Below are 24,060 nucleotides of genomic sequence, written 5' to 3'. Positions count from 1 at the left end.
CGCTGCGCTTCGAAAAACAACACCTTGGCGAAATCTGCTGTATCAAAAGTGAATTTCTACAAGGCGCGCTGCTCATACCTGATAAGCAGCGGATTCAAACCGCTTATCAAAAATGTAATTCGGGGGAGTGCTGTTCATGTGCCCTACACCTACGTCGAGCGCGCACCTTCCTGGCGGGTTGATTCTGGTTGTCGAGGACGATCCGTTGATTCTGGAGTTTCTCTGCGAAATTCTCCAGGAGGAAGGGTTCAAGGTCGAACCGCAAACCAGCGCCGACGCCGCCTCACTGTATCTGGAAAAACATGCAGCCGATGTTGCGCTGCTGCTGACCGACATCACCATGCCCGGCACGCTTAACGGCGCGGACCTGGCCAATCTGTTCGGCGATCGCTGGCCGGAAAAACCGGTGATGGTCATGTCCGGCTATGAAACGCCCGAGACCTCCGGGGTCAAGCATTCGGTAGCGTTCATCAAGAAGCCGTGGGCGATCGGACAGTTGCTCGACTGTGTGGAAAATGCGTTCAAATCCAAGGCCCCGCAGTTGCACTGACAAGTGCTACATTGCCGGGCCAGGCTGCCCGGCCAACTGTCAGAGGATTTGTTCTTTTGTCTGCACAAGCATCGGTTTTTGATCGCGCGTTCGGCGCGTTCCTGTTCGACATGGACGGCACCGTCCTTAACTCCATCGCTGCCGCCGAGCGCATCTGGTCAGCGTGGGCGGTGCGCCATGGCGTTGATGTCGAGACGTTTTTGCCGACCATCCATGGCGCGCGGGCGATCGACACCATCACCCGGCTGAATCTGCCGGGGCTGGATGCCGAGGAACAGGCGGCGTTCATCACCGCAGCGGAAATCAATGACGTTGAAGGCATTGTCGAGATTCCTGCGGCGGCAGCCTTTCTCAACGCTCTGCCGAAAAATCGTTGGGCGATGGTGACGTCGGCACCTCGCGATCTGGCCCTGCGGCGGATGGCGGCGGCGGGGATTCCCGAGCCGGCGGTGATGATCACGGCGGAAGATGTGAAGGCTGGCAAGCCTGATCCTGCGGGGTATCTGCTGGCGGCGAAAAAGCTCGGTGTCGAACCGGCGGATTGCCTGATTTTCGAAGACGCCACGGTGGGTATTCAGGCTGCGGAAGCGGCGGGCGCTGCGCTGATGATCATCACCACTACGCATCAGCATCCGGTCGAAACGGCGCATGCGACGTTGGCCAGTTACGATGCGATCGGCGTCAGGGTCGGCGCCGATGGTCTGCTTCGTCTGACGGAAATCTGATCTGTTCCGAAATTCCCCTCACCCTAGCCCTCTCCCGGAGGGAGAGGGGACTGACCGGGGGATATTCAGGTAATACGCCGACGTGAAAGGTCTTCTCTGAATCCATAATCGCTATGGTCTTTCAGGTCGAGGGCAAACTCAGCACAACTCGATCGGTTCCCTCTCCCCCGGGAGAGGGCTAGGGTGAGGGGCTACGGTCTGCCAGACACAGGGGATCGTCGATCAAACAACATCCCCGTCACCGGTCGGCAGCTCAACCATGCCGGCAATATCGCAACTACGCTGATCCATGCTTGTGAAATCGTCGCCAAAGTCGAGCGCGGTGGAACTCCTTGCTAATGAGGTAAACGCATGAAGATCGATCTGAGTGGAAAACTGGCCATTGTCAGCGGCAGTACCGGCGGCATCGGCCTGGGCATCAGCCAGTCGCTGGCTGAAGCCGGGGCGACGGTTGTGGTCATCGGTCGCGACACAGCCAAGGTCGAGCAGGCGCTGGCGAGCATTCGCCAAGCGGTGCCCAGCGCGCAGTTGCGGGGTCTTACCGCCGATCTGGGCACGGCCGAGGGCGCGGAAAAGCTTTTCGCCGCCGAGCCGCGCGCGGACATTCTGGTCAACAACCTCGGCATCTTCAACGACGTCGATTTCTTCGATACTCCCGACAGCGAGTGGACGCGCTTCTATGAAGTCAACGTGATTTCCGGCGTGCGCCTGGCGCGGCATTACGTGCCGGCGATGGTTGAGCAGGGTTGGGGCAGGGTGATCTTTCTGTCATCGGAATCCGGGGTGGCGACGCCGGCGGACATGCTCAATTACGGCGTAACCAAAAGCGCCAACCTCGCGGTGTCTCACGGTCTGGCCAAGCGTCTGGCTGGCACCGGGGTCACGGTCAATGCGATCCTGCCGGGGCCGACTTTCACCGATGGCCTGCAGGAAATGCTCAAAGACGCGGCCGCCGAATCCGGGCGCGACCTGCGCGACGAAGCCGACGCCTTTGTGCGCAAGGCCCGTCCGACCTCGATCATCCAGCGCGTAGCGGATGTTGCGGAGGTGGCGCATCTGGTCACTTACATTGCTTCACCGCTGTCCTCGGCCACCACAGGCGCGGCGTTGCGCGTTGATGGCGGTGTGGTCGACAGCCTGACTATCTGAATTTTCCGAAAGAGAGGTTTTATGCCAACAGCATCCGCAACCATCGACATCCCGGCCTCGGCCGATCAGGTCTGGCAATTGATCGGCGGCTTCAACACGCTGCCGGACTGGCTGCCATTGATTACCAACAGTGAACTGAGCGAAGGCGGGCGGGTGCGCACGCTGAAAACTGCTGACGGGGGTGTGGTCGTCGAACGTCTGCAGACATTCGATAACGCCGCAAAAACCTACAGCTATTCGATTGAACAGGCACCGTTTCCGGCCAGCGATTATCTGGCGACGATCAAGGTTGAAGCCCAGGGGCAGGGCTCGCGTGTGACGTGGTCGGGGCGCTTCAATGCGCTCGGCGTGAGCGATGAAGAAGTGGTGGCGTTGTTCAATGGCATCTACCAGGGCGGGCTCGAAGCCTTGCGGGCGAACTACCCGACCTGATTGATTCACACAGCGCCTATGAAGCATGGGACTTCCTGTGGGAGCGAGCCTGCTCGCGAAGGCGTCAGGTCAGTCAACATTGCTGTGACTGAACCACCGCATTCGCGAGCAGGCTCGCTCCCACAGGGTGGATTGCATTCTCTCAGGCCTGGCTGATCAAACTCTGCCGACAATCCAGCACCAGTTTCGCCCCGCCCAGATCACTGCTGCCGACTTCAAGACTGAAGCCGTGCAGGCTGACAATCGCCGCGACGATCGACAGCCCCAGTCCAAAACCACTTTGTGGCTGGCCGCCCTCGGTGCGATAGAAACGCTGGAACACCGCCTCACGTTCCGCCTCGGGAATCCCCGGTCCTGAGTCGTGAACCTCGATCCGCGTCTGCCCATTCGCATTGACCCCACGCAACATCACCGTGCCGCCGGGCGGGGTGAATTTGATCGAGTTGCTCAGCAGATTCGCCAGCGCTTCGAACAGCAGCGCGCGGTCGCCATTGAGCGGCGGCAGTGTCTCCGGCATGTTCAACTGAAAGCGCAGATCGCCTTCCTCGGCCAGCGGCAGATAGAACTCGTGCAATTCCTCCAGCAAACGCACCGGATCAAGTTCGACGAAACCTGAGCGGCGCTGGCGATCTTCCAGTTCGGAAATCCGCAGCAAGCCGCGAAAGCGCGCCATCAGCGTGTCCGCCTCAGCCAGTACCAGATCCAGTTGCGCCGCTTCCTGCGAACCTTCGCCGGCCTGTTGCTGCATGCGATACAACTGCGCGCGCAAGCGGGTCAGGGGAGTGCGCAAGTCGTGGGCGATGTTGTCGCAGACGCCTTTGACCTCGTTCATCAAGCGCTCGATGCGCTCGAGCATGGCGTTGACGATGGCGGCGAGCATGTCCAGTTCGTCGCGGCGATTGGACAGCGGCAAGCGGTGCGTCAGGTCACCGGCGACGATGGCCTGGGCGCTGTTCTGGATCGCGCGGATGCGCTGCAACGGTCGACGCCGCAGCAGGTGCCAACCGGCGACCCCGGGAATGATCGTCAGCGACACGCCCCAGAACAACGCGTGCAAAATAATCCGCGTCACCGCGAACAGCGAGCCGTTGTCACGCAGCAGCACCAGCCAGCGACCGTCGCGAGTCTGGGTGGCCACGGCATCGCAGCTGTCGCTCGGCAGGGTCGGGTCATCGGAATCGGCGCACTCGGCGAGCATATGGATCTTGCCGTCGAGCGGTAGTCCTTCGGGAATTTGCTGAAGTGCGCCGCCCAGGTAAACGCCGTCAGCGCTGAACAGGCCATAGGCGTCGATACCACGAATATCGAAGGTCATGCTGGCGGCGAGGGCGTCTTCGAGTTGCTCGCCGCGAAAGTGCGAAAACAGGTGCTGGCGTTGCATCAACGAATGTTTGGCCAGTTTGTCGAGGTAGCCGGATACCTCGTAGTACATGACCCCCATGAGGATCGCGCTCCACGCCACGAACAGCGAGCTGTACAGCGCCAGCAAGCGGCTGCTGGACGAGCGCCAGCCGTCAGACGGGTTCGGCAATGACATAGCCGGAGCCCCGTACCGTGCGGATCAGCGGAACGTTGCCGGCTGCGTCGATCTTCTTGCGCAGACGGCCGATGTGCACGTCGATCAGGTTGGTGCCCGGGTCGAAGTGATAACCCCAGACCTCTTCGAAAATCATCATCCGCGAGAGAATCTGGCCGCTGTTGCGCATCAGGAACTCGAGCAGTTTGTATTCGGTGGGCAACAGCGTCAGCACCTGCCCGGCGCGGCGGGCTTCATGGCTGATCAGGTCGAGTTCGAGGTCAGCGACGTTTAACGTCGTGGCCTGGGTGGCGACGCTGTTCTGCCGGCGCAGCAAAACCTCAACCCGCGCGGCCATTTCATCGGTGGCGAACGGTTTGGTCAGGTAGTCATCGCCACCGGCGCGCAAACCGCGCACGCGCTCATCGACATCGGAGAGGGCGCTGATCATCAGAATCGGTGTCGCCACGCCCATGGTGCGCAGGGTGGTGACGATGGCCAGACCATCCAGCTCGGGCAACATGCGATCGAGGGTGATCAGGTCGTAGTTACCGCTGACGGCACGGTCCAGACCTTCGCGGCCATTGTCGACCCAGTCGACGTCCAGCCCGTGGCTGCTGAGTTCGGCAACGATTTCCCGCGCGGTCACGGCGTCGTCTTCGATGGTCAAGATACGAGTCATAGGCAGGCCTGCTGATCGGTTCAAACGGAATGGCAGCATTTTGCCAAGAATTTACCGTGACGCTTTAAATTAACTTTCATCTTCGTCGCGACGGTGAATCGGAACTGATCGGATTTGCCAGTCAGCCATCAATGCAGAAAACCCGCAGGCGCTGACCATTTATTGCAAATTGCACGGATCAGCGAAGTTCAAACTTTATAACCTGTTGAAAATAAAGAGTTTATTTAGTTTCTGTAACTGGCACGGTCACTGCAATTCCTCACCTGACGAGTTGTAACACCATTTTTCATGCCTGGAGCAGTACAACAATGAATAGATCCCCTGATGGCTATTATCCTGCCGTGGAAAAGTCGAGCAGCGTCTCAGGCGTGTCCTGGGGCGCGATTTTCGCCGGTGCTGCGGCGGCCGCTGCGCTGTCGATGATTCTGGTGCTGCTCGGTTTCGGTCTGGGCTTTTCGGCTGTTTCACCGTGGGCCGGAGAGGGCGTCAGCGCCAAGGGCCTGGGTATTTCGACGATTGTCTGGCTGGCTGTGACGCAGATCATTGCTTCCGGCATGGGCGGCTACATTGCCGGTCGTCTGCGGGTGAAATGGGCCAACATGCACGGTGACGAAGTCTACTTCCGTGACACCGCCCACGGCTTCCTCGCCTGGTGCGTCGCCACGCTGGTCACCGCTGTGCTGGTGGTCGGTTCGGTCAGCAGCGTCGTCAGCGGCGGTGTGCAGGCTGGGGCTAACGTCGTCGGCGGTGCTGCCGGTGCCATGAGCCAGGCCGCCGGTTCTGCCGCAGCCAATACTGACAGCGATCAGTACGGTTACTTCGTCGACAGCCTGTTCCGCGATGATCGTCCTGCTGCCGTCAGCGACGACGCCGCACGCGGCACCGTGACCCGCATCTTCGCCCAGAGCCTGGCCAACGGTCAGCTCAGCGCCGAAGACCGCACCTACCTCGCACAACTGGTGTCGCAACGTACCAACCTGAGCCAGGCCGATGCTGAACGTCGTGTCGACGAAATTTACGCCAACACCCAGAAAGCCATCGCTGACGCCAAACTGAAAGCTCAGCAAGCGGCCGATACCGCCGCCAAAGTCGCTGCCTACACCTCGTTGTGGATGTTCGTCGCGCTGCTGGCCGGTGCGTTCTTCGCCAGCTTGGCAGCCACTTTCGGCGGTCGTCGTCGCGATGCGGTCGAGTACGTTGAAGTCGACACCTACACCACTACCACTCCGGTCCGTTAAAAAGGAGAGTCACCATGCGCTCATTACTGCTGTTCTTCCTCGGCGTACCGATCCCGATCATCATCCTGATCGCCCTGTTCGTGCACTGATCCCTCTGAGGCAGGATGCCTCTGCCGCTTTCATCTTCGGGTGAAAGCGGCTTTTTTGCGTTTGGGAACTTCAAACGCAAGCTTGGCGAATCACTCGGTCGGCACGACATTATCCAGCGCTTTGTTCACGGCCAGTTCTCCCAACATGACCACTTGCGCAATGCCCAACAGGGTATTGCGCCGTGAGCCTTCGAGCATCCCGGCAAAGTCACCGAGCATCACCGTGGCGGACGCCAGGGATTCGCACGCGTTGACCAGCAGGGATTCGGTGTCGGATTGCAGGTTGACCATGAACAGAGTATTGGGGCTGTACGGCGTGGCGTTGATCCTGGCCGGCGGATTGGAAGGTGTGTGTGACATCAGCTGAAACTCCGATGAGAGCCGCTTGGTGTGAGAGAGAGCGCCACGGGGTGACGTGCACGCTGGCAGTGAGGGAGCACGCCCCCTCATACCCCGGTTGCGGCTAGTTCGACACGCGTCGGCTGTCGAGCACGCGATTGACGACCAGCTCACTCAGCATGATCACTTGCTGCAACATCAGCAGCGAACGGCGCTGTGCAGGCTCGATGACGTTGCTCATTTCGCGGGCCATGTCGTTCGCCGCAGCCAGCGATTCACAGGCTTCGAGGAGCAAGGTTTCCTCGTCCACCGTTGGGTCGACGAGAAAGATCCGGCCCGGTTGGCGATTGGGAATCGTGGTCTTCAGGGTTTGCGGATCGAGATAAAAGTTGATGGCACGAGCGGCCGCGTCTTTTATGCGCTGAGGCTCCAGAGCAGGGTCGTACGGGATCGAATCGGCTTCTGGCGGGTTTGGCGTTACTTTGAACATGGATGACTCTCTATCTTGAATGAATGAAGAGCCGTCACTATCGCTACCAAACGAAGGGTGGCGGCCACGCGCAGGTTGGTAGACCGGTCAAGATAGTTAACCCCGGCGCTCACGAATGAGCCCCACGCATGGTCACCATGAAGAGCTGACCCTCAAAGGAGGGGCCGCTTAAAGGGACGCCATACAACTATCAAGAAACGGGCTACCAAACCCGATCACTGTTTTGCAGTGACAGGGAAACGATATAGCCCTACCGATAGCCGTGTAAGCCGGCGGATTCTGATGCACCCGTAGGCAGCGACGCAAGGCGTTGTAAGTCCGATGCCGTAACAGCACGTGTGATTTAAACATGATCGACAAATTGCGTTTATCCACTGCGCAAGGGCCGGCATGCCTGAGCCTTTTGCTTTCGGCAACTCAACAAAGCGACAATCGGTTCGCGAAGTGCCCTAGCTTCACTCCCCCGATTTTTCAATTAAGGAAGAATACGTTGGACAAGAAGGAAACCAAACGACAGGTCAGCGAAATGCTCGATGCCGGTCGCTCGAAAACCGAGACTTTCAAGGCATTCTCCGGTGGTGCGCTGAAAGACAAGGCGCTGGCCTATCTGATCGGCTCACGCCCCGATCCGGATCTGATCGAACGACACGCCGGCAAGATCAAAATCCTTCTTGGACTGACTTACGTTCAGGCGCTGATCGGTCTGGTGGGCGGCTATCTCCTCGGGCTGACCATCAGCAGCGGTTTCGCCATCGGACTTGGTTTGTTCGCCGGTGGCGTGCCTTTGCTTTTTGCCTGGGGTTTCTATCGCAACGCGGCCCATGCCTATACGGTGTACGTGATGCTCTCGATCAGCCAGATGCCGCGCATGTTCAAGGAATATGCGGATGACCCGATCGGTACGGTGGTCGGCGTGGCGATCACGCTGGCGATGATCTTCTACGTCGCTTGGCTGAAAAACCTGCTGGCCCCGGACCTTGCGTTGATCGGCGCAAAGAAGATCAAAGGCCAGTACGTCTTCTCCAACTAACCGTTTCCATCCCGCCATTTTCACTGGCCTGGATCAATATTTCCCCTGGCGATATCGCCTACCGTAAATGATCCAGGCCTTTGCTGAGGTATGAGCTACAGTGCTTGTCGCGCACCTTGTTGCGCTGACGAAGTATCCGCGTCGACGTTGAAAACACAGCAATAAAAGCGTCGACGAGGCGTAGTGCAGCAAGGAGCTGACACAACCTCAACTGAATCTTCACGGACGAACACCGTAAATGAACTGCCTAGAAAGAACCTTCGATATCCAGCCCTTGGTGCAGGCGGACATGACCGTGCACATCAATGGCCAAGCGGTCAGCGCCGCCATCGGCGAAACCGTTCTCAGCGTCATCCAGTCCCTCGGCGTGCGCCAGGTTGCACGCAACGATCACGATCAGATCAGCGGCGCCTATTGCGGCATGGGCGTGTGCCAGTGCTGCCTGGTGAAAATCAACGGTCGGCACAAACGCCGCGCCTGCCAGACCGTGGTCCGCGACGGTATGCAGATCGAAACCCGAGTCAACCGCGTCGTCGCGCAGGAGGTTGTATGAGCCTGCAACCGTTGATCGTTGGCGGCGGGCCGGCGGGGATGGCGGCGGCCATCGAACTGGCGCGCCACGGCGTGCGCTGCACCTTGCTCGAAGAGGCTTCGCGCCTCGGCGGCGTGGTCTATCGCGGGCCGCTGCGTGATGGTGTGCAACTGGATTATCTCGGGCCGCGTTATTCCGAAGCACTGGACAAACTGCACGGTGAATTTCAGCAGCAGTCAGGGCTGATCGACGTACGTCTCAACCATCGCGTGGTCGGCGCTGAAGGCACTCGCGCTCTGGTGGTGCTCGATGGCGATGAACAGCTGCATGAGATCGCTTATCCGCAACTGCTGCTGGCCGCCGGTTGCCATGAACGCAGCGTACCGTTTCCCGGCTGGACGTTGCCGGGAGTGATCCTGCTCGGCGGCCTGCAGTTGCAGATCAAGAGTGGCGTGGTCAAGCCGCAAGGGCCGGTGATCATCGCCGGCACTGGGCCGTTGCTGCCGCTTGTCGCGACCCAGTTACATGCGTCTGGCGTGCGCGTCGCCGGCGTCTATGAGGCTTGCGCATTCGGCAAGATCGCCCGCGAGAGTCTGGCGCTGCTGAACAAGCCGCAGCTGTTCCTCGACGGCTTGAGCATGCTCGCTTATCTGAAGCTGCACGGCATTGCGATGAACTATGGCTGGGGCGTGGTCGAAGCCCACGGCGAGGGCGAATTGAAAAGCGTCAGCGTCGCGCCGTATTCGTCGACGTGGGAGGCGGATCTGTCGCGGGTGGAGCGTTTCGAAGCGCAGACGCTGGCGGTCGGTTACGGTTTTATTCCGCGCACGCAATTGAGCCAGCAGATGTGCCTTGATCACGGCTTCAGCGCCGATGGCTACCTGCGTGCCCACGCCAATGTCTGGCAGCAAAGCAGCGTGGCGCATGTGCATCTGGCCGGCGACATGGGCGGGATCCGCGGCGGTGAAGCGGCGATGCTGGCGGGCAAGATCGCCGCCACTTCGATCCTGCTGCAACGCGGTGTGCTCGACGCCGAGCTGGCTCGGGTGCGCCGTGACCGCTACGCGAGCAAGCTCAGAGCCATCGTGCGCTTTCGTGCGGCGGTGGATCGCTACACCGAGCGCGGCGTAGGTCAGACTGCTTTGCCCGCAGCCGACACGGTGATCTGCCGCTGCGAACATGCGACCCGCGCCGACATCGATCTGGCGCTGGAGCAGGGTGTGCAAGACATCGCCAGCCTGAAAATGCGCACCCGCGTGAGCATGGGCGATTGTCAGGGGCGGATGTGCGTCGGCTATTGCAGCGATCGCTTGCGCCAGGCCACCGGACGTCAGGATGTCGGTTGGCTGCGCCCGCGCTTTCCAATCGATCCGGTGCCGTTTTCCGCGTTCCAGTCTCTCGGCACGGAGGGCGCTTGCCATGAGTAAGTTCTACGACGTGGTCATTGCCGGTGGCGGCGTGATCGGCGCCTCCTGCGCCTACCAATTGTCCAAACGCAAAGATCTCAAGGTGGCATTGATCGACGCCAAGCGCCCCGGCAATGCGACCCGTGCTTCGGCGGGAGGTTTATGGGCGATCGGCGAGTCGGTCGGCCTCGGTTGCGGGGTAATTTTCTTTCGCATGATGTCGGCCAACCGCAAGCGCGCAACCCAGGGCGCTGCGGTAGCGGTGGACGCCAGTACGCCGCATATATTGCCGGCGTCGTTTTTTGATTTTGCCTTGCAGTCCAACGCGCTGTACCCGGCGCTGCATCGCGAGCTGAAAGACAACCACGGCATGGATTGCAAGTTCGAAAAGACCGGATTGAAATTCGTGATCTATGACGACGAAGATCGGCTCTACGCCGAGCACATCGTCGGCTGCATTCCGCATCTGGCCGATCAGGTGCGCTGGCTCGATCAAGCGGCGTTGCGCGCGGCCGAACCGAGTGTCAGCCATGAGGCGCGCGGGGCGCTGGAGTTTCTCTGCGATCATCAGGTCAGTCCGTTCCGCCTCGCCGATGCCTACATGGAAGGCGCGCGGCAGAACGGCGTCGACATCTTCGTCAACACCAACGTCACCGGCGTGTTGCATCACGGCACTCGTGTGACCGGCGTGCAGACGGCAGAAGCGGGCGTGTTTCACTGCAAGACGCTGATCAACGCCGCCGGTGCCTGGGCGGCGGATTTGAGCGAGTGGGCGACGGGAATTCGTATTCCGGTGAAACCGGTGAAAGGGCAGATCCTGCTGACCGAACGCATGCCGAAAATCCTTAACGGCTGCCTGACCACCAGCGATTGCTACGTGGCGCAAAAGGACAACGGCGAAATCCTTATCGGCAGCACCACCGAAGACAAAGGCTTCGACGTCACCACCACCTACCCGGAAATCGCCGGGCTGGTGCAGGGCGCGGTGCGCTGTCTGCCGGAGCTTGTGGACGTCAATCTGAAGCGCACATGGGCGGGGCTGCGTCCGGGCTCTCCGGATGAGTTGCCGATCCTCGGGCCGATGCGTGAGGTCGAGGGTTATCTGAATGCTTGCGGGCACTTCCGCACCGGCATTCTGACCTCGGCGATTACCGGTGTGTTGCTGGATAAACTGGTGAATGACGAGCCGCTGCCGCTGGATATCACGCCGTTTCTGGCGGATCGGTTTGCAGTCGCGCCGGTCGAGCCCGCCCCCGCGCTGGAACGGGCCTGACCCAATCCCCTGTGGGAGCGAGCCTGCTCGCGAATGCAATCTGTCAGTGAAGTATTGGGTGACTGACACGACGCTTTCGCGAGCAGGCTCGCTCCCACAGTTGGATCTGCGCAAGGCACGATCAGGACTTGCGCGCTTCTTCTTCGAGTTGATCCGATTCAAACAGTTTGGCCAGTTCCGCCCGGGCTTCCTGGGCGGTCTGCAGGACTTTGGCGGCGTCGTCGTAAACGGCGTGTTGCGCCTCCAGCACCTGTTCGTCGTGATGCTTGAAACGCTTGATCCGCGCATCGGCCTGGGCTTGGGTCAGACCGAGGCCGACCAGCGTGCGCCGGCTCATTTCCAGGCTCGAATAATAGGTCTCACGAATCGCTTCCGCGCCGACATCCACCAGGCGATGCACGTGCTGACGGTTACGCGCGCGGGCGATGATTTTCATGTGCGGATAGAGCTTGTGCACCACTTCGGCAGTCTTGATGTTGGTCTCCGGATCGTCCGTGGCAATGACAAAATATTCCGCTTCGCCAACCTTCGCCGCGTGAAGGATTTCCGGGCGCATCGGGTCGCCGTAGAACACTGGCACACCGCCGAAGCTGCGCGACAGTTCGATGGTTTCCACCGAGGTGTCCAGCGCAACGAACTTGATGTTCTGCGCGCGCAGAATCCGCGCCACGATCTGGCCCATCCTGCCCATGCCGGCAATCACTACGCGTGGCGCTTCGGTGTCGATTTCGCGGAATTTCTCCGGCACTTCCACCGGCTGTACTTTCGGACTGACCAGCCGTGCGCAGATCAACAGCAACAACGGCGTCAGCGCCATTGACAGGGTGATGGTCAGCACCAGCAGGTCGTACAGACGCGGCTCGAACAGGCCTTGATCGCGGCCGATCTTGAACACCACAAACGCAAACTCACCGCCGGCAGCGAGGACGATGCCGAGGCGAATTGCGCTGATTTTGTTCAATCCTCCTGCCAGACGTCCGACGACGAACAGCAGCGGCAATTTCAGACCGATCAGCAGCAGGGTCAGTCCCAACACGGTGATCGGCGCGCTCAACAACAGGCTGAGGTTGGCGCCCATGCCGACGCTGATGAAAAACAGCCCGAGCAGCAGGCCCTTGAACGGTTCGATCTGCGCTTCCAGCTCGTGGCGATATTCCGAGTCCGCCAGCAGCAGACCGGCGAGAAAAGCGCCCAACGCCATCGACACACCGACCAGATCCATCAGCCACGCCGTGCCGATCACCACCAGCAACGCGGTGGCGGTGGACACTTCCGGCAGCCCGGTTTTCGCCACCACGCGGAACACCGGACGCAGCAGATACCGCCCGCCGATCACCACCACGGCAATGCCGCCAAGCACCTGCAAGCTGTGACGAATATCGTCGGCGGTGCTGGTGTGGTGATCGACGCCGGCGAGCATCGGCACCAGGGCGATCAATGGAATCGCGGCGATGTCCTGGAACAGCAGAATCGCAAATGCCAGGCGTCCATGGGGGCTGGTCAGTTCCTTGCGTTCGGCGAGGCTTTGCAGGCCGAACGCCGTGGAGGAGAGCGCCAGACCGAGGCCCAGCACAATGGCGCTGTTCAGCGGCTGGCCGAACACCGACAGCGCCAGCACGCCGATCACCGATGCGGTCAACAGCACCTGCGCCAGACCGACGCCGAACACCGATTTGCGCATCACCCACAAGCGGCGCGGCGACAGCTCCAGGCCGATGATGAACAGCAGCAACACCACGCCCAGCTCGGAGATATGCGCAACGCTTTGCGGATTGCCGATCAGGCCGAGCACCGACGGGCCGATGATCACCCCGGCAAACAGATAACCGAGCACCGCGCCCAGTTGCAGACGTTTGGCCAAAGGCACGGTGAGCACGGCCGCGAACAGAAACACGACAGCGGCTTGCAAAAGATTGCCTTCATGGGGCATTGGAACGACTCCTGACTACGGGTACGGCGAGGGTGACAAGGATAAGGGTTACGCGGTCTCCAGACCATTCGAGATCCAATGTGGGAGCGAGCCTGCTCGCGAATGCGGTGGGTCATCACCTATGCATTGACTAATGCCCCGCATTCGCGAGCAGGCTCGCTCCCACAAGGGCAGCTTTCATCAGGTCTGTAATAATTTGCATCAACTGGTTACATTTATAACCCCTGCGCATCAATTTCCGGAAACGCCATGGCCATCAACTTCGACCTCAACGACCTGCAAGCCTTTCGTGCGGTGGTCGAGCAGGGCAGTTTTCGCAAGGCTGCCGACACCGTGCGCCTGTCACAACCGGCGCTGAGTCGGCGCATCGAAAAGCTCGAAGACGCCCTCGGGGTCAAATTGTTCGAGCGCACCACGCGCAAGGTCAGCCTGACCCAGGCCGGGCGCGGCTTCATGCCCAGCGTCGAGCGCTTGCTGGATGATCTCGACATTGCCTTGCTTGGCATCAGCGAAGTCGCCTCGACGCGCTTGGGCCATGTCACCGTCGCCTGCGTGCCGTCGGCGGCGTACTACTTCATGCCCCGCGTGGTCGCGCGTTATCACCAGCAGTTTCCACGGATCAAGGTCAAAGTCCTTGATTCCAGCGCTCACGATGTGTTGAGTGCGGTGGTCAATGGCGAGGCGGATTTCGGCTTGAGTTTTCTCGGCACGCAGGATGCCAAAGTCGAGTTCGAACCGCTTGTGCAGGAGTGCTACGTTGTCGCCTGTCGTCGCGATCATCCACTGGCCGGGCGCAGCAGCGTCAGTTGGGACGAGTTCTATCAGCAGGATTACATTGCGCTGGACAAGACTTCGGGCAATCGCTTTCTGCTCGATCAGGCCTTGGGCGGGGTGGTGCCGCAGCGGCAGAGCATCTGCGAGACGCGGCATGTGACGACGATGATCGGCTTGGTGGAGGCGGGGCTGGGCGTGGCGGCGGTGCCGTTGATGGCGATGCCCGGGCCGGATCATCCGATCCTGACGCGGGTGCCGCTGATTGAGCCGCAGGTGATGCGCAGTGTCGGCATCATCAAACGCCGGGATCGCACGTTGACCCCGGCGGCTTTGGAACTGGAGCGGCTGGTCGTGGAAATGCGCGTCCAGCCGCCAACGATCAACGCTTGACCGAATCCAGCCCGGTGGCCTGCACGTCAGCCTGGGCGGCCGGTGCAGCGAGGTAGGCGAGCAGGGCCTTGGCTTCTTGCGGATGCTCGGCCTTGACCGGAATGCCAGCGGCAAAACGCGTCACCGACTGCACCGATTCCGGAATCTTCGCGACGAAGCTCACGCCCGGCACCGGCAGCAATTCGCTGACCTGCTGGAAGCCCAACTGATAGTCGCCAGTGGCAACCACCGAGCCGACCGGGATCCTGGCGATCATCTTGGCTTTCGGTTTCAACTGATCTTCGATGCCGAGTTTCTTGAACAGCTGCTGTTCGATGTACACGCCGCTGGCGCTGTCGGAGTACGCCACCGACTGTGCGTCGAGCAAGGTTTTCTTCAGACCGTCGACGCTGCTGATGTCCGGTTTCGCCGCGCCTTCACGCACCACCATGCCGATCCGCGAATCCGCCAGTTCAACGCGGGAGGCTGGGTCGACCTTGCCTTGTTTGATCAGCTCATCAAGAGCGTAACCGACCATGATCACCACGTCGGCGTGCTCGCCGCGCGCCAGACGGTTGGGAATCGCTTCCGGCGCCTTGCCCATCGACGGGCCGAGGCTGGTGGTCAGCGTGTTGCCCGTTGCGGCGGCGAATTTCGGCCCGAGGATCTTGTAGGCGGCAGTGAAACCACCGGAGGTCATCACGCTGAGTTCTTCGGCTTGGGCCGCGAAGTTAAACGCGAGACCGGCGAGCAGGGCGGTGACAGTAAAAAGTTTTTTCATGGCGAGTATTCCTCAGGCCGCGACAGGTTGCAGACGACCACCGGCACGACGGTACAGGTAAAGCGTGGCGCACAGCGCGCACAGCGCACCGATGCTCATCCAGTAACCTGGCGCGGCTTTGTCGCCGGTGTACTGGATCAGGAAAGTCGACATCGCCGGGGTGAAACCGCCGAAGATCGCGGTGGCCAGGCTATAGGCCAGGGAGAAACCGGCGACGCGCACTTCAACCGGCATGATTTCGGTCAGCGCCGGAATCATCGCGCCGTTGTACAAGCCGTAAATGAAGGACAACCACAGCAGCGACAGCAGCATGTTGGTGAAGCTCGGCGCCTGCACCAGGAACGACAGCGCCGGATAAGTCGTGGCCAGTGCCAGCAAGGCCATGCCGATCAGCACCGGACGACGGCCGATACGGTCGGACAACGCGCCGCCAATCGGTAGCCAGAAGAAGTTCGACACGCCCACCAGCAGCGTTACCAGCAACGCGTCGGAAGTGCTCAGGTGCAGCACGGTTTTGCCGAAAGTTGGCGCGTACACGGTGATCAGGTAGAACGCGGTGGTGGTCAGCGCGACCATCAACATTCCGCCGAGTACCACGCCCCAGTTCTGGCCGAGGGTGCGGAACACTTCGCGCATGCTTGGACGGTGTTTGCGTGCGGCGAACTCTTCGGTTTCCGCCAGGTTACGGCGCAGGAAGAAGATGAACGGGACGATCATGCAGCCGACGAAAAACGGAATGCGCCAGCCCCAGGCTGCCACGGCTTGCGGCTCCATCCACTGGTTCAGACCGTAGCCCAGCGCGGCCGCGACGATGATCGCCACTTGCTGGCTGGCCGACTGCCAAGCGGTGAAAAACCCTTTGCGGCCCGGCGTAGCGATCTCGGACAGATACACCGAGACACCACCGAGTTCCGCGCCGGCGGAGAAGCCTTGCAGCAGCCGCCCGATCAACACCAGCGCCGGGGCGAACAGGCCAATGGTTTCGTAGCCGGGCACCAGCACGATCAATATCGTGCCGCTGGCCATGATCGACAGGGTGACGATCAGACCTTTGCGCCGGCCGACGTCATCGATGTACGCGCCGAGCACGATGGCGCCCAGCGGCCGCATCAGGAAACCGGCGCCGAATACTGCGAAAGTCATCATCAGCGAGGCGAACTCGCTGCTCGCCGGGAAGAACACCGCCGCGATCTGCGTGGCGTAGAAGCCGAACAGAAAGAAGTCGAACTGTTCGAGGAAGTTGCCCGAGGTCACCCGGAAGATGGCACCGGCCCGCGAGCCGTTGGTTGGGATTGAGGCTGTCATAGAAAAGTACTCCACCGCTTTTATGACGTGCGCTACGGAGAAGCGGCGCACGGTTTTTATTGAGGTGGATGGTGGCGCAGATGTAACAATCTGTTAATTGCATTGTTGGCATGGATTGATGCGTGGGGCGGATCAATGGTTTCGGTGTTTGGCGCATTGTAGGAGCGGGCCGGCTCGCGAAGGCTTTCCGTCAGATGGCAACGATGGCGGATGTGCCGACGTATTCGCGAGCAGGCTCGCTCCCACAGGGGATCGGTGGTGATCAGAGAATCAGCGTCCGCCAAGACTTGTGGGAATGGAGCTCAGGTCAAAAACTGTGGTGTAACACCAACCCTGTGGGAGCTGCGGTGCGACGATTCGAGTTGCCAGCGATGGCGGTCTGATGGACAAGGCCTCTTACGGCCACCTCCGGCACAAAAACAAGGAATGTTTCCCGCGCCGCGCAGTCGGAGTTCAGGTACTACCTATCCGAAAGAGGTTCACCGATGAACAGCAAAACCCTAATCGCCAGCCTGGCCCTTGTTGCGGGCATTGCCGGAATCACACCCATTGTTCAAGCGGCGCAAACCTCCAGCGAACCCGCCGTGCAATCGCCGACCAGCGACCGCCAGTTGAAGGTCAACGACCGCGCGCCAGAAATGTACCAGCGCGACGACAAGGCTTTGAAGAACTGGAAAGCCAAAGGTCTGAAAGCGCCGATCGACCAGGCGCAGTGGGTGCAGATCAATGACCAGTACGTGATGGTGATGATCACCAACGGCACGATTGTCGAGATGCAGCCGGTCGAGAAATAGCTTGATCGCGGGGGAGAGCGTTTACACAAGCTCTCCCTTGTCCCACAGACTCACTAATTCCCCCGGCGCCCGGTCCTCCGGCACCTTCAACACCATTTCCCCGGACTGATAGCGCACTTCAATCTGGTAGAAGCGCTGATCCCCACGGCCCGATTCGCTGCTGTCCAGTGGCAGGCAACCTTCGAGCACCGAGCAGATCCTTGAACGCTGACTGATATCGCACTGGGCAAATTCGATTTCCCGTGGGCGGCTCAGGCTGTGAATCGCTGCAACGCCACCCTGGCGAGATACGCGTAAAACGGAATCTTTATCCAGCTCGGGTAGCGTTTTCATACAGTCTCCTCGGATTATTCGATACCAACCTGTGCCCAGGCTTGCTGCACTGTGTCGGCTGCTTCGGTGCCGAAGCGCCGGTCAGCGTGGTCGATCGTCAGTTTCGCGAACGCGTCGAACGTTGCGTCCTGTTTCAAACGGTCATCACACAGTGTGTCGTACCAGATGCGTCCGGCTTTTTCCCAGGCGAAACCGCCAAACGCTCGGGCTGCCAGGTAAAACGCGCGGTTGGGAATGCCGGAGTTGATGTGTACGCCGCCATTGTCTTCGCTGGTGATGACGAACTTGCGCATGTGATCCGGTTGCGGATCCTTGCCCAGCATCGGGTCGTCGTATGCCGTGCCGGGGTGCGACATCGAGCGCAGGCCCTTGCCTTGGATCTGTGGCATCAGCAGGTCGGCGCCGATCAACCAGTCTGCCTGCTCGGCGGTTTCGCCGAGGGTGTATTGCTTGGTCAACACGCCGAATACGTCCGAGAGCGACTCGTTCAACGCGCCGGACTGGTTGGCATAAATCAGCCCGGCTTCGCTTTCGGTGACGCCGTGGGCCAGTTCATGGCCGATGACGTCGAGCGAGCGAGTGAAGCGCTGGAAGATTTCGCCATCGCCGTCACCGAAAACCATCTGCGCGCCGTTCCAGAATGCGTTCTCGTAGCCTTGGCCATAATGCACGCTGCCGATCAGCGCGAATCCCTGATTGTCGATCGAGTCGCGACCGAGCACCTTCCAAAAGAAATCATAGCTGGCGCCCAGCGCATCGTAAGCCTCGTCGACCGCCGGGTCCCCCGATGCCGGCTGGCCCTCGAGGCGCACCGGCATGCCCGGCAAGAGCATTTTGTTCTGCGCATCATGCACGCTGCGCCGCGCCAGGCCAGGCTTGCTCGCCTCCGGCAGAATCGCCCGCGCCGGCGGTTGCGAAGGGCGACCGGGGTTGGGCAGCAGGCTGCGCACGTGGTTGAGCGTCTGCATCGCGGCGTTGCGCTGCGGCTCGGAACCGTGAGCAATGATGCGGTTGAGAATGTAGGGCGGGATGAAACTGCGCAGCAATCGAGAGTCGGTCATCTAAGCATCCTTGTCGTCATACGATGTCGATACACATGTGAGCGGCAAGGCGTGTTTTCGGTTCCATGGATTGCCATCGACGCCGGATTCTGCGAAAAACGCCGCCTGCGAAAAATCTCAACAGAGCCAACGACATGACAGACGAACTGCAAATCATCGACCTGCAACCGGGCGACGGCAAAGCCGCGGTCAAAGGCGCGCTGATCACCACCCGATACACCGGCTGGCTGGAAGACGGCACCGAATTCGACTCGTCCTGGAGCCGAGGCAAACCGTTTCAGTGCGTGATCGGCACTGGCCGCGTGATCAAAGGCTGGGATCAGGGGCTGCTGGGCATGCAGGTCGGCGGCAAACGTAAATTGCTGGTACCGGCGCATCTGGGATACGGCGAGCGGACCATGGGTAAGATTCCGCCGAATTCGAATCTGGTGTTTGAAATTGAGTTGTTGGAGGTTTTGACGCGGGAGGATTGAGGTCTGAGGAACGTGCGTCTGGATGAAGCCACCCTCATCCAAACGCTTGCAACTCCGGATGCTCAGGTGAACATCTCTATATCGTCAATCGTGTCCTGAATGATGCCCTGCAATGAGGGCATCCGACGCCTTACGTTCTCAAGGGCAGGCAAAACGGTTTCGGTATCCAGTCTTCCATGCCGACGAGCGATATGGCCCAGGGCGGTGATGGCAGATGCAGCAATCGCCTCGGTTTTGCTGGAGAGGTATTGGAGGCAGATCGCCTGAGCCCACACTGGATCTTCTTCGCTCATACCAATCGACACTAGGCCCGTTACCACATTTTCGGCGACGCCACTTGCAATGCGTGTCATCGCCGCGTCGCGGGAAATGGATGGATCCTGGTAGATGATGCTCACCGTCGACGCTAGCCCCTGACGCCGATGAATAAATCCAGCTCCTTCGGCAATTGCTCTCCGAGTATTTCGCTGATTCGTTGAGTTTGCTCCGCAGTCATTAGCCATTCTCCGTCAGGGCTTAGGCTTAGTTCTGGCCAGCCCATTACGGCCAATATCGGATGCTCAGATTTCGAGTCTACCGTCAGCTCGAATTTGAGCGCATCGTCCTCGCTTTCGTCTGGTAAAAAGCCACTAATCCATAAAAACATATCTTGATTCCTCTTCACTTTGGAGTCCATCGCTCGGGATCGGCAGGATCGATTTGCTCGCCCGTTTCATGATTGAACTCACCTAAATGTTTGCCTTGCTTGTTATAGAGTTCTATAGCGCCTGTTTTGCTATCCCATTCATAGATTCGACCTTTCTTGTCTTTCCATCTGCTGCGCTTGCCGCCACCACCTTGAACACTGCTTTTGGATTTGACGGGATAGGTATCCGGGTATGCTGGGAGAGAAACGGGAGGCCGGTGATATTTGATATCACCGCCAAGAGCAGGTCTTGAAAGCACAACGTATAGAGGCTGTACTCCGGAGTCAGCCGGAAAGACCAGAATAAAGTCTTGGTATTCAGGCGGGTAAACCGGATTGACAATGATTTTGTCCGCCTGCTCGGTCGGCGGGTATACCCAGATATGGGGAACCTGCGGCGCACTTTCCAGCGGCGGAATTGCCGATCCGCGTGACGAGTCTACTGAGGGAGTCCAGAGTAGGGTCGACCCATTGCCAAAATCTGCGACGTACGAGGCGCCTTGCTTGACGAACTGGACGACAGGAATCATTTCCCAATCGCTGCGCGTTTGAGTGTTGTATCCGTATCCTTTCACCGTGCCGTCGGGCTGCTGTTCTACATGCAATCGAACCCGAGTCCGAGCTGTATCGAGGGACTGTAGTTGCTCTTCTGAGTAGAGAGCACTATCGGCGAGACTCGAAGGCCACAGCAGCGCAACCAATCCGAGCAACCCGCCTGCGACGACACCGCCGGTGGCCAGGCTTGTGCTACTTGCGGCCGCAGTGCTGGCACTCAGACTGCCAGAACTGCCGAGAGCAAAAGCTCCGATCGATGCCTGCAGATTGGTGGCTCCGATAGCTTTGAGTGGGATATTCCCAGTCGAGTCACGTTCCCGCCCCGCTAGCAAGGACAGCGTTCCATAATCCGAAATTTTCCCAACCGGTATAAATCCGGATGGATTGGCATTATTGATGACTCCGTTCGGCAGCTTGCAACTTTTCGCAAACACACAGCCGCTTAAATAGTGCTGTTGTCGTATGGCCTGATTGCCAAGTCGATCTTCGTGAAACTGCTGCCGCGCCAGCATGTCTTCATAAGCGCCTTGTGCGGCCTCGCGCTCAGCAAGTTCGCTGGCTGTCATGTAGCGGCTGGTGATGTGGTGTCCATCTCCCTCTGGCGGGTTTTGAACCCGGGGGATGTCTTTCTTGCGAGCCATGAGCGTCCTTGTCCGCTGTTTAAAAACGAAGCGGACGCTAAAGCAACGAAGGGGTAATGGATGTAGGACGCGTCTGAAAGTGTTGCAGTTGTTACAACTGCAAAAAGATCAAATCCATGACCAGACAGGTCAACAAATCGCCTTACCCTACCGCCCAAACCGCTCCCGATAAACCGACGGCGGTACGCCCACCACGCTGCGGAACGCCACACGAAAACTCTCCACCGAGCGATAGCCGCAGCGCTGGGCGATCTGCTCGGTGTGTTGATGGGTGCTCTCGAGCAGCTCCCGCGCTCGCGCCAGGCGTTCATGTTGCAGCCACGCCTTGGGCGTTTGCCCGCTGGCTTCGGTGAAGCGCCGCAAAAACGTGCGCTCGCTCATCGCCGCTTCACTGGCCAGATCGCGGACTTCCAGTGGTTCGTGCAGGCGTTCGCGGGCCCATTGCATGACGCGCGACAGGTCGCTGCGGGGTGTCGGGCTGACCGGGGTGGGGATGAATTGGGCCTGGCCGCCGGTGCGTTGGGGCGACATGACCAGGCGCCGCGCGACGGCGTTGGCGACCTGCGTGCCGAAGTCGCGGGTTACCAGGTGCAGGCAGGCGTCGATGCCGGCGGCGCTGCCGGCGGAGGTGATCAGCTGACCGGCGTCGACGTAGAGCACGTCCGGATCGACCTCGATCGCCGGGAAGCGTTGCGCCAGTTCAACGGTGTAGCGCCAGTGCGTGGTGGCGCGGTGGCCGTCGAGCAGGCCGCTGGCGGCGAGGACGAACACGCCCGAGCAGATCGACAGCAACCGCGCGCCTCGGTCATGGGCCTGACGCAACGCGTCGATCAGCGCTGGCGGTACCGGGGCGGTGCGGTCGCGCCAGCCGGGAATGACGATGGTGCGCGCTGCGGCGAGCAGTTCCAGGCCACCATCGGCCAGCACCTGAATCCCGCCCATGGCGCGCATCGGGCCTTTATCGACCGCGGCAATCGCGTGTTCGTACCAAGGGAAGTCGAACTCTGGCCGGGCCAGGCCGAAGATCTCCACGGCAATGCCGAACTCGAATGTGCAGAGGCCGTCGTAGGCCAGAATGGCAACCAGATTGGGCTGAGTGGGCATTTGGCGGAAATCTCCCGGTCGGTGTCTTGCGCGCCACTGTAGCGGCAAGCGCCGTCTCGATAAAGTCTGTTCATCCCCCACAGACAAAGGAGCAACACAGCATGACCAGCCTGGTTAGCGAAATTCCCGCCGCCCCTTCGGCGATTGCCCTGATGCATTTCAGCAATCGTCTGACCTTCGAAACCGATTGTTCCGACGTGTTCAGTAGCCACGAGGCCGGGGAGGTCGATTTTGTTCTGGTGGATGTGCGCGGCCCATTGGCGTTCGAGCGCGGCCATGTGCCCGGCGCGATCAATATCCCGACCCGCTTGCTCACGGCGGAGCGCTTGGCCGATTACCCGAAATACACTTTGTTCGTGGTCTATTGCGCCGGGCCGCATTGCAACGGCGCGAACAAGGCTGCGGTGAAACTCGCCGCATTGGGTTATCCGGTCAAGGAGATGATCGGCGGCGTCACCGGATGGCTGGATGAGGGTTTCGAACTGAGCGCGGCGTCAGTCGCCAACACACCTGTCGCCTGCGAATGCTGACGTTTCTGTAGGAGCTGCCGAAGGCTGCGATCTTTTGATCTTGATCTCAAAAAAACAGGATCAAAAGATCGCAGCCTTCGGCAGTTCCTACAGAGGCAATCAGCGTTTTTTGCTCTGAAAGCAGTCTCGTCCTACAGCCTTCGCACCACCACGGCGCACGCGTTGACCCTCGTCAATGCGTGCGCCGATGTTCTGTAAGTATTTGTCGCTTAAAAACAATTGCCTCCCTGCGCGCCGCCATAGACTGCCGGCCACGTCGGTTTTTGCCGTTAGAACGCCATGACCGAACGCTGACTCGAAAGCTGCCAATAAAAGCCTCCGCACGGGAGTAATAAATGAAAAAGCTAGTGATGTTCGGTGCCCTGGCACTGTCGATGTTGTCCCTGACCGCCGTGGCCGAAGACGCCAAGCCGATCCGCATCGGTATCGAAGCCGGGTACCCGCCATTCTCGATGAAAACCCCTGACGGCAAACTCACTGGTTTTGACGTGGACATCGGTGACGCACTGTGCGCGCAGATGAAGGTTAAATGCACGTGGGTCGAGCAAGAGTTCGATGGCCTGATCCCGGCGCTGAAAGTGAAGAAGATCGACGCGATCCTGTCGTCGATGACCATCACTGACGATCGCAAGAAAAACGTCGATTTCACTATCAAGTACTACCACACCCCGGCACGTTTCGTGATGAAGGAAGGCTCGGGCGTGAAAGACCCCCTGACCGAACTCAAGGGCAAGAAAGTCGGCGTGCTGCGCGCCAGTACTCACGACCGTTACGCGACTGAAGTGCTGGTTCCGGCCGGGATCGAACTGGTGCGCTACGGCTCGCAGCAGGAAGCCAACCTCGACATGGTCTCCGGGCGTATCGACGCGATGCTGGCCGACTCGGTCAACCTCAGCGACGGTTTCCTGAAAACCGACGCCGGCAAAGGCTTCGAATTCGTCGGCCCGACCTACGAAGACGCCAAGTACTTCGGCGGCGGCGCTGGCATCGCGGTGCGCAAGGGCGATACCGCACTGGCTGAGCAGTTCAACAAAGCCATCACCGAAATCCGCGCCAATGGCGAGTACAAGAAAGTCCAGGACAAGTACTTCGACTTTGACGTATACGGCCATTAATACGCCGTAAAAAAAAGTGGCCCCGTTTGCGCGGTGGCCACTTTTTTTATGTTTTCGTTGTACTGATAGAGATCCATTGTGGGAGCGAGCTTGCTCGCGAATGCGGTTTAACATTCAGCATCTATAGTGGCTGACACATCGCATTCGCGAGCAGGCTCG

Annotated in this window: 27 protein-coding genes; 14 read left to right on the top strand and 13 right to left on the bottom strand. The window is 59.9% G+C overall.

What is annotated here, in order from left to right:
- Positions 1 to 136: 136 nt before the first annotated feature.
- The 4 genes from ND528_RS10540 (at position 137) to ND528_RS10525 (ending at position 2,856) form a co-directional block, all read left to right on the top strand.
- Entirely contained in the window at positions 137 to 550 is a 414-nt protein-coding gene (locus ND528_RS10540; protein ID WP_263470279.1) for a response regulator, read from the top strand.
- Positions 551 to 606: 56 nt separating this feature from the next.
- Complete coding sequence (locus ND528_RS10535) at positions 607 to 1,275, top strand: HAD-IA family hydrolase (RefSeq protein WP_263470278.1); 669 nt, start codon at positions 607 to 609, stop codon at positions 1,273 to 1,275.
- 351 nt (positions 1,276 to 1,626) lie between these two features.
- Entirely contained in the window at positions 1,627 to 2,424 is a 798-nt protein-coding gene (locus ND528_RS10530) for an SDR family NAD(P)-dependent oxidoreductase (protein WP_263470277.1), read from the top strand.
- A 21-nt stretch (positions 2,425 to 2,445) separates the two neighbouring features.
- Positions 2,446 to 2,856 carry an SRPBCC family protein gene (locus tag ND528_RS10525; RefSeq protein WP_137214825.1) on the top strand — a complete coding sequence of 137 codons (411 nt, stop codon included), beginning with the start codon at positions 2,446 to 2,448 and terminating at the stop codon, positions 2,854 to 2,856.
- Positions 2,857 to 2,998: 142 nt separating this feature from the next.
- On the opposite strand, the gene ND528_RS10520 is transcribed toward ND528_RS10525, so the two are convergent.
- Positions 2,999 to 4,393, bottom strand: a complete 1,395-nt coding sequence (locus ND528_RS10520; RefSeq protein WP_123442155.1) for a sensor histidine kinase — start codon at positions 4,391 to 4,393, stop codon at positions 2,999 to 3,001.
- Positions 4,371 to 5,054 (bottom strand): response regulator transcription factor, encoded by a 684-nt coding sequence (locus ND528_RS10515; protein WP_016775228.1) that lies wholly within the window; start codon positions 5,052 to 5,054, stop codon positions 4,371 to 4,373. Before ND528_RS10515 ends, ND528_RS10520 begins: the two co-directional genes overlap by 23 nt.
- Positions 5,055 to 5,362: 308 nt before the next feature.
- Between ND528_RS10515 and ND528_RS10510 the strand changes: the two genes are divergently transcribed.
- Entirely contained in the window at positions 5,363 to 6,292 is a 930-nt protein-coding gene (locus ND528_RS10510) for a hypothetical protein (RefSeq protein WP_263470276.1), read from the top strand.
- Between the two features lie 179 nt (positions 6,293 to 6,471).
- Here the strand turns inward: ND528_RS10510 and ND528_RS10505 are convergent, their stop codons facing one another.
- Both ND528_RS10505 and ND528_RS10500 read right to left on the bottom strand, forming a co-directional pair.
- Positions 6,472 to 6,831: a DUF6124 family protein gene (locus tag ND528_RS10505; RefSeq protein ID WP_263470275.1), complete on the bottom strand. Its 360-nt coding sequence runs from the start codon at positions 6,829 to 6,831 to the stop codon at positions 6,472 to 6,474.
- 13 nt (positions 6,832 to 6,844) lie between these two features.
- The gene (locus tag ND528_RS10500) at positions 6,845 to 7,210 is read right to left on the bottom strand and encodes a DUF6124 family protein (RefSeq protein WP_263470274.1); all 366 of its coding nucleotides are present in this window, start codon (positions 7,208 to 7,210) and stop codon (positions 6,845 to 6,847) included.
- Between the two features lie 490 nt (positions 7,211 to 7,700).
- Here ND528_RS10500 and ND528_RS10495 point away from each other — a divergent pair, with 490 nt between their 5' ends.
- From ND528_RS10495 to hcnC, 4 genes are all read left to right on the top strand, one after another.
- The gene (locus ND528_RS10495; RefSeq protein WP_263470273.1) at positions 7,701 to 8,240 is read left to right on the top strand and encodes a hypothetical protein; all 540 of its coding nucleotides are present in this window, start codon (positions 7,701 to 7,703) and stop codon (positions 8,238 to 8,240) included.
- A 238-nt stretch (positions 8,241 to 8,478) separates the two neighbouring features.
- The gene (locus tag ND528_RS10490) at positions 8,479 to 8,793 is read left to right on the top strand and encodes a (2Fe-2S)-binding protein (RefSeq protein WP_130910256.1); all 315 of its coding nucleotides are present in this window, start codon (positions 8,479 to 8,481) and stop codon (positions 8,791 to 8,793) included.
- Positions 8,790 to 10,199 carry a cyanide-forming glycine dehydrogenase subunit HcnB gene (gene hcnB, locus ND528_RS10485; RefSeq protein ID WP_263470272.1) on the top strand — a complete coding sequence of 470 codons (1,410 nt, stop codon included), beginning with the start codon at positions 8,790 to 8,792 and terminating at the stop codon, positions 10,197 to 10,199. The genes ND528_RS10490 and hcnB overlap by 4 nt, the downstream gene beginning before the upstream one ends.
- Positions 10,192 to 11,451 (top strand): cyanide-forming glycine dehydrogenase subunit HcnC, encoded by a 1,260-nt coding sequence (hcnC, locus tag ND528_RS10480; protein ID WP_263470271.1) that lies wholly within the window; start codon positions 10,192 to 10,194, stop codon positions 11,449 to 11,451. The genes hcnB and hcnC overlap by 8 nt, the downstream gene beginning before the upstream one ends.
- Positions 11,452 to 11,572: 121 nt before the next feature.
- On the opposite strand, the gene ND528_RS10475 is transcribed toward hcnC, so the two are convergent.
- Positions 11,573 to 13,381 carry a monovalent cation:proton antiporter-2 (CPA2) family protein gene (locus ND528_RS10475; RefSeq protein WP_024013370.1) on the bottom strand — a complete coding sequence of 603 codons (1,809 nt, stop codon included), beginning with the start codon at positions 13,379 to 13,381 and terminating at the stop codon, positions 11,573 to 11,575.
- 249 nt (positions 13,382 to 13,630) lie between these two features.
- Here ND528_RS10475 and ND528_RS10470 point away from each other — a divergent pair, with 249 nt between their 5' ends.
- Positions 13,631 to 14,545, top strand: a complete 915-nt coding sequence (locus ND528_RS10470; RefSeq protein WP_016775221.1) for a LysR family transcriptional regulator — start codon at positions 13,631 to 13,633, stop codon at positions 14,543 to 14,545.
- On the opposite strand, the gene ND528_RS10465 is transcribed toward ND528_RS10470, so the two are convergent.
- Both ND528_RS10465 and tcuC read right to left on the bottom strand, forming a co-directional pair.
- Positions 14,535 to 15,305, bottom strand: a complete 771-nt coding sequence (locus ND528_RS10465; protein ID WP_056789012.1) for a substrate-binding domain-containing protein — start codon at positions 15,303 to 15,305, stop codon at positions 14,535 to 14,537. The genes ND528_RS10470 and ND528_RS10465 overlap by 11 nt on opposite strands.
- Before the next feature lie 12 nt (positions 15,306 to 15,317).
- Positions 15,318 to 16,610: an MFS transporter gene (tcuC, locus tag ND528_RS10460; protein WP_016775219.1), complete on the bottom strand. Its 1,293-nt coding sequence runs from the start codon at positions 16,608 to 16,610 to the stop codon at positions 15,318 to 15,320.
- A gap of 485 nt (positions 16,611 to 17,095) precedes the next feature.
- Here tcuC and ND528_RS10455 point away from each other — a divergent pair, with 485 nt between their 5' ends.
- Positions 17,096 to 17,404: an RcnB family protein gene (locus ND528_RS10455; RefSeq protein WP_263470270.1), complete on the top strand. Its 309-nt coding sequence runs from the start codon at positions 17,096 to 17,098 to the stop codon at positions 17,402 to 17,404.
- 21 nt (positions 17,405 to 17,425) lie between these two features.
- On the opposite strand, the gene ND528_RS10450 is transcribed toward ND528_RS10455, so the two are convergent.
- Positions 17,426 to 17,737 (bottom strand): protealysin inhibitor emfourin, encoded by a 312-nt coding sequence (locus tag ND528_RS10450; protein WP_110600903.1) that lies wholly within the window; start codon positions 17,735 to 17,737, stop codon positions 17,426 to 17,428.
- 14 nt (positions 17,738 to 17,751) lie between these two features.
- Positions 17,752 to 18,798 carry a M4 family metallopeptidase gene (locus ND528_RS10445; RefSeq protein ID WP_130912861.1) on the bottom strand — a complete coding sequence of 349 codons (1,047 nt, stop codon included), beginning with the start codon at positions 18,796 to 18,798 and terminating at the stop codon, positions 17,752 to 17,754.
- A gap of 134 nt (positions 18,799 to 18,932) precedes the next feature.
- Here ND528_RS10445 and ND528_RS10440 point away from each other — a divergent pair, with 134 nt between their 5' ends.
- Positions 18,933 to 19,271 (top strand): FKBP-type peptidyl-prolyl cis-trans isomerase, encoded by a 339-nt coding sequence (locus ND528_RS10440; protein WP_263470269.1) that lies wholly within the window; start codon positions 18,933 to 18,935, stop codon positions 19,269 to 19,271.
- A 62-nt stretch (positions 19,272 to 19,333) separates the two neighbouring features.
- Here ND528_RS10440 and ND528_RS10435 read toward each other — a convergent pair whose 3' ends face one another.
- The 4 genes from ND528_RS10435 to ftrA all read right to left on the bottom strand — a co-directional run bounded on the left by ND528_RS10435 (position 19,334) and on the right by ftrA (position 22,256).
- Positions 19,334 to 19,669 (bottom strand): hypothetical protein, encoded by a 336-nt coding sequence (locus ND528_RS10435; RefSeq protein ID WP_130910799.1) that lies wholly within the window; start codon positions 19,667 to 19,669, stop codon positions 19,334 to 19,336.
- An 8-nt stretch (positions 19,670 to 19,677) separates the two neighbouring features.
- Positions 19,678 to 19,917 carry a pyocin S6 family toxin immunity protein gene (locus ND528_RS10430; protein ID WP_130910800.1) on the bottom strand — a complete coding sequence of 80 codons (240 nt, stop codon included), beginning with the start codon at positions 19,915 to 19,917 and terminating at the stop codon, positions 19,678 to 19,680.
- 14 nt (positions 19,918 to 19,931) lie between these two features.
- On the bottom strand, positions 19,932 to 21,152 hold the full coding sequence (locus ND528_RS10425) for an S-type pyocin domain-containing protein (protein WP_263470268.1): 1,221 nt from the start codon (positions 21,150 to 21,152) through the stop codon (positions 19,932 to 19,934).
- Between the two features lie 147 nt (positions 21,153 to 21,299).
- Positions 21,300 to 22,256 carry a transcriptional regulator FtrA gene (gene ftrA, locus ND528_RS10420; protein ID WP_263470267.1) on the bottom strand — a complete coding sequence of 319 codons (957 nt, stop codon included), beginning with the start codon at positions 22,254 to 22,256 and terminating at the stop codon, positions 21,300 to 21,302.
- A 101-nt stretch (positions 22,257 to 22,357) separates the two neighbouring features.
- Between ftrA and ND528_RS10415 the strand changes: the two genes are divergently transcribed.
- Positions 22,358 to 22,786 carry a rhodanese-like domain-containing protein gene (locus tag ND528_RS10415; RefSeq protein ID WP_137214840.1) on the top strand — a complete coding sequence of 143 codons (429 nt, stop codon included), beginning with the start codon at positions 22,358 to 22,360 and terminating at the stop codon, positions 22,784 to 22,786.
- Positions 22,787 to 23,121: 335 nt separating this feature from the next.
- Positions 23,122 to 23,901, top strand: coding sequence for an ABC transporter substrate-binding protein (locus ND528_RS10410; RefSeq protein WP_024013359.1), 780 nt, complete (start codon positions 23,122 to 23,124; stop codon positions 23,899 to 23,901).
- The last annotated feature ends 159 nt before the right edge of the window (positions 23,902 to 24,060 follow it).

This window comes from Pseudomonas mercuritolerans (assembly GCF_025706525.1).
Lineage (GTDB): Bacteria > Pseudomonadota > Gammaproteobacteria > Pseudomonadales > Pseudomonadaceae > Aquipseudomonas > Aquipseudomonas mercuritolerans.
The sequence above is the reverse complement of the archived record's forward strand: the minus strand, read 5'-3'. Positions and strand labels throughout refer to the sequence as shown.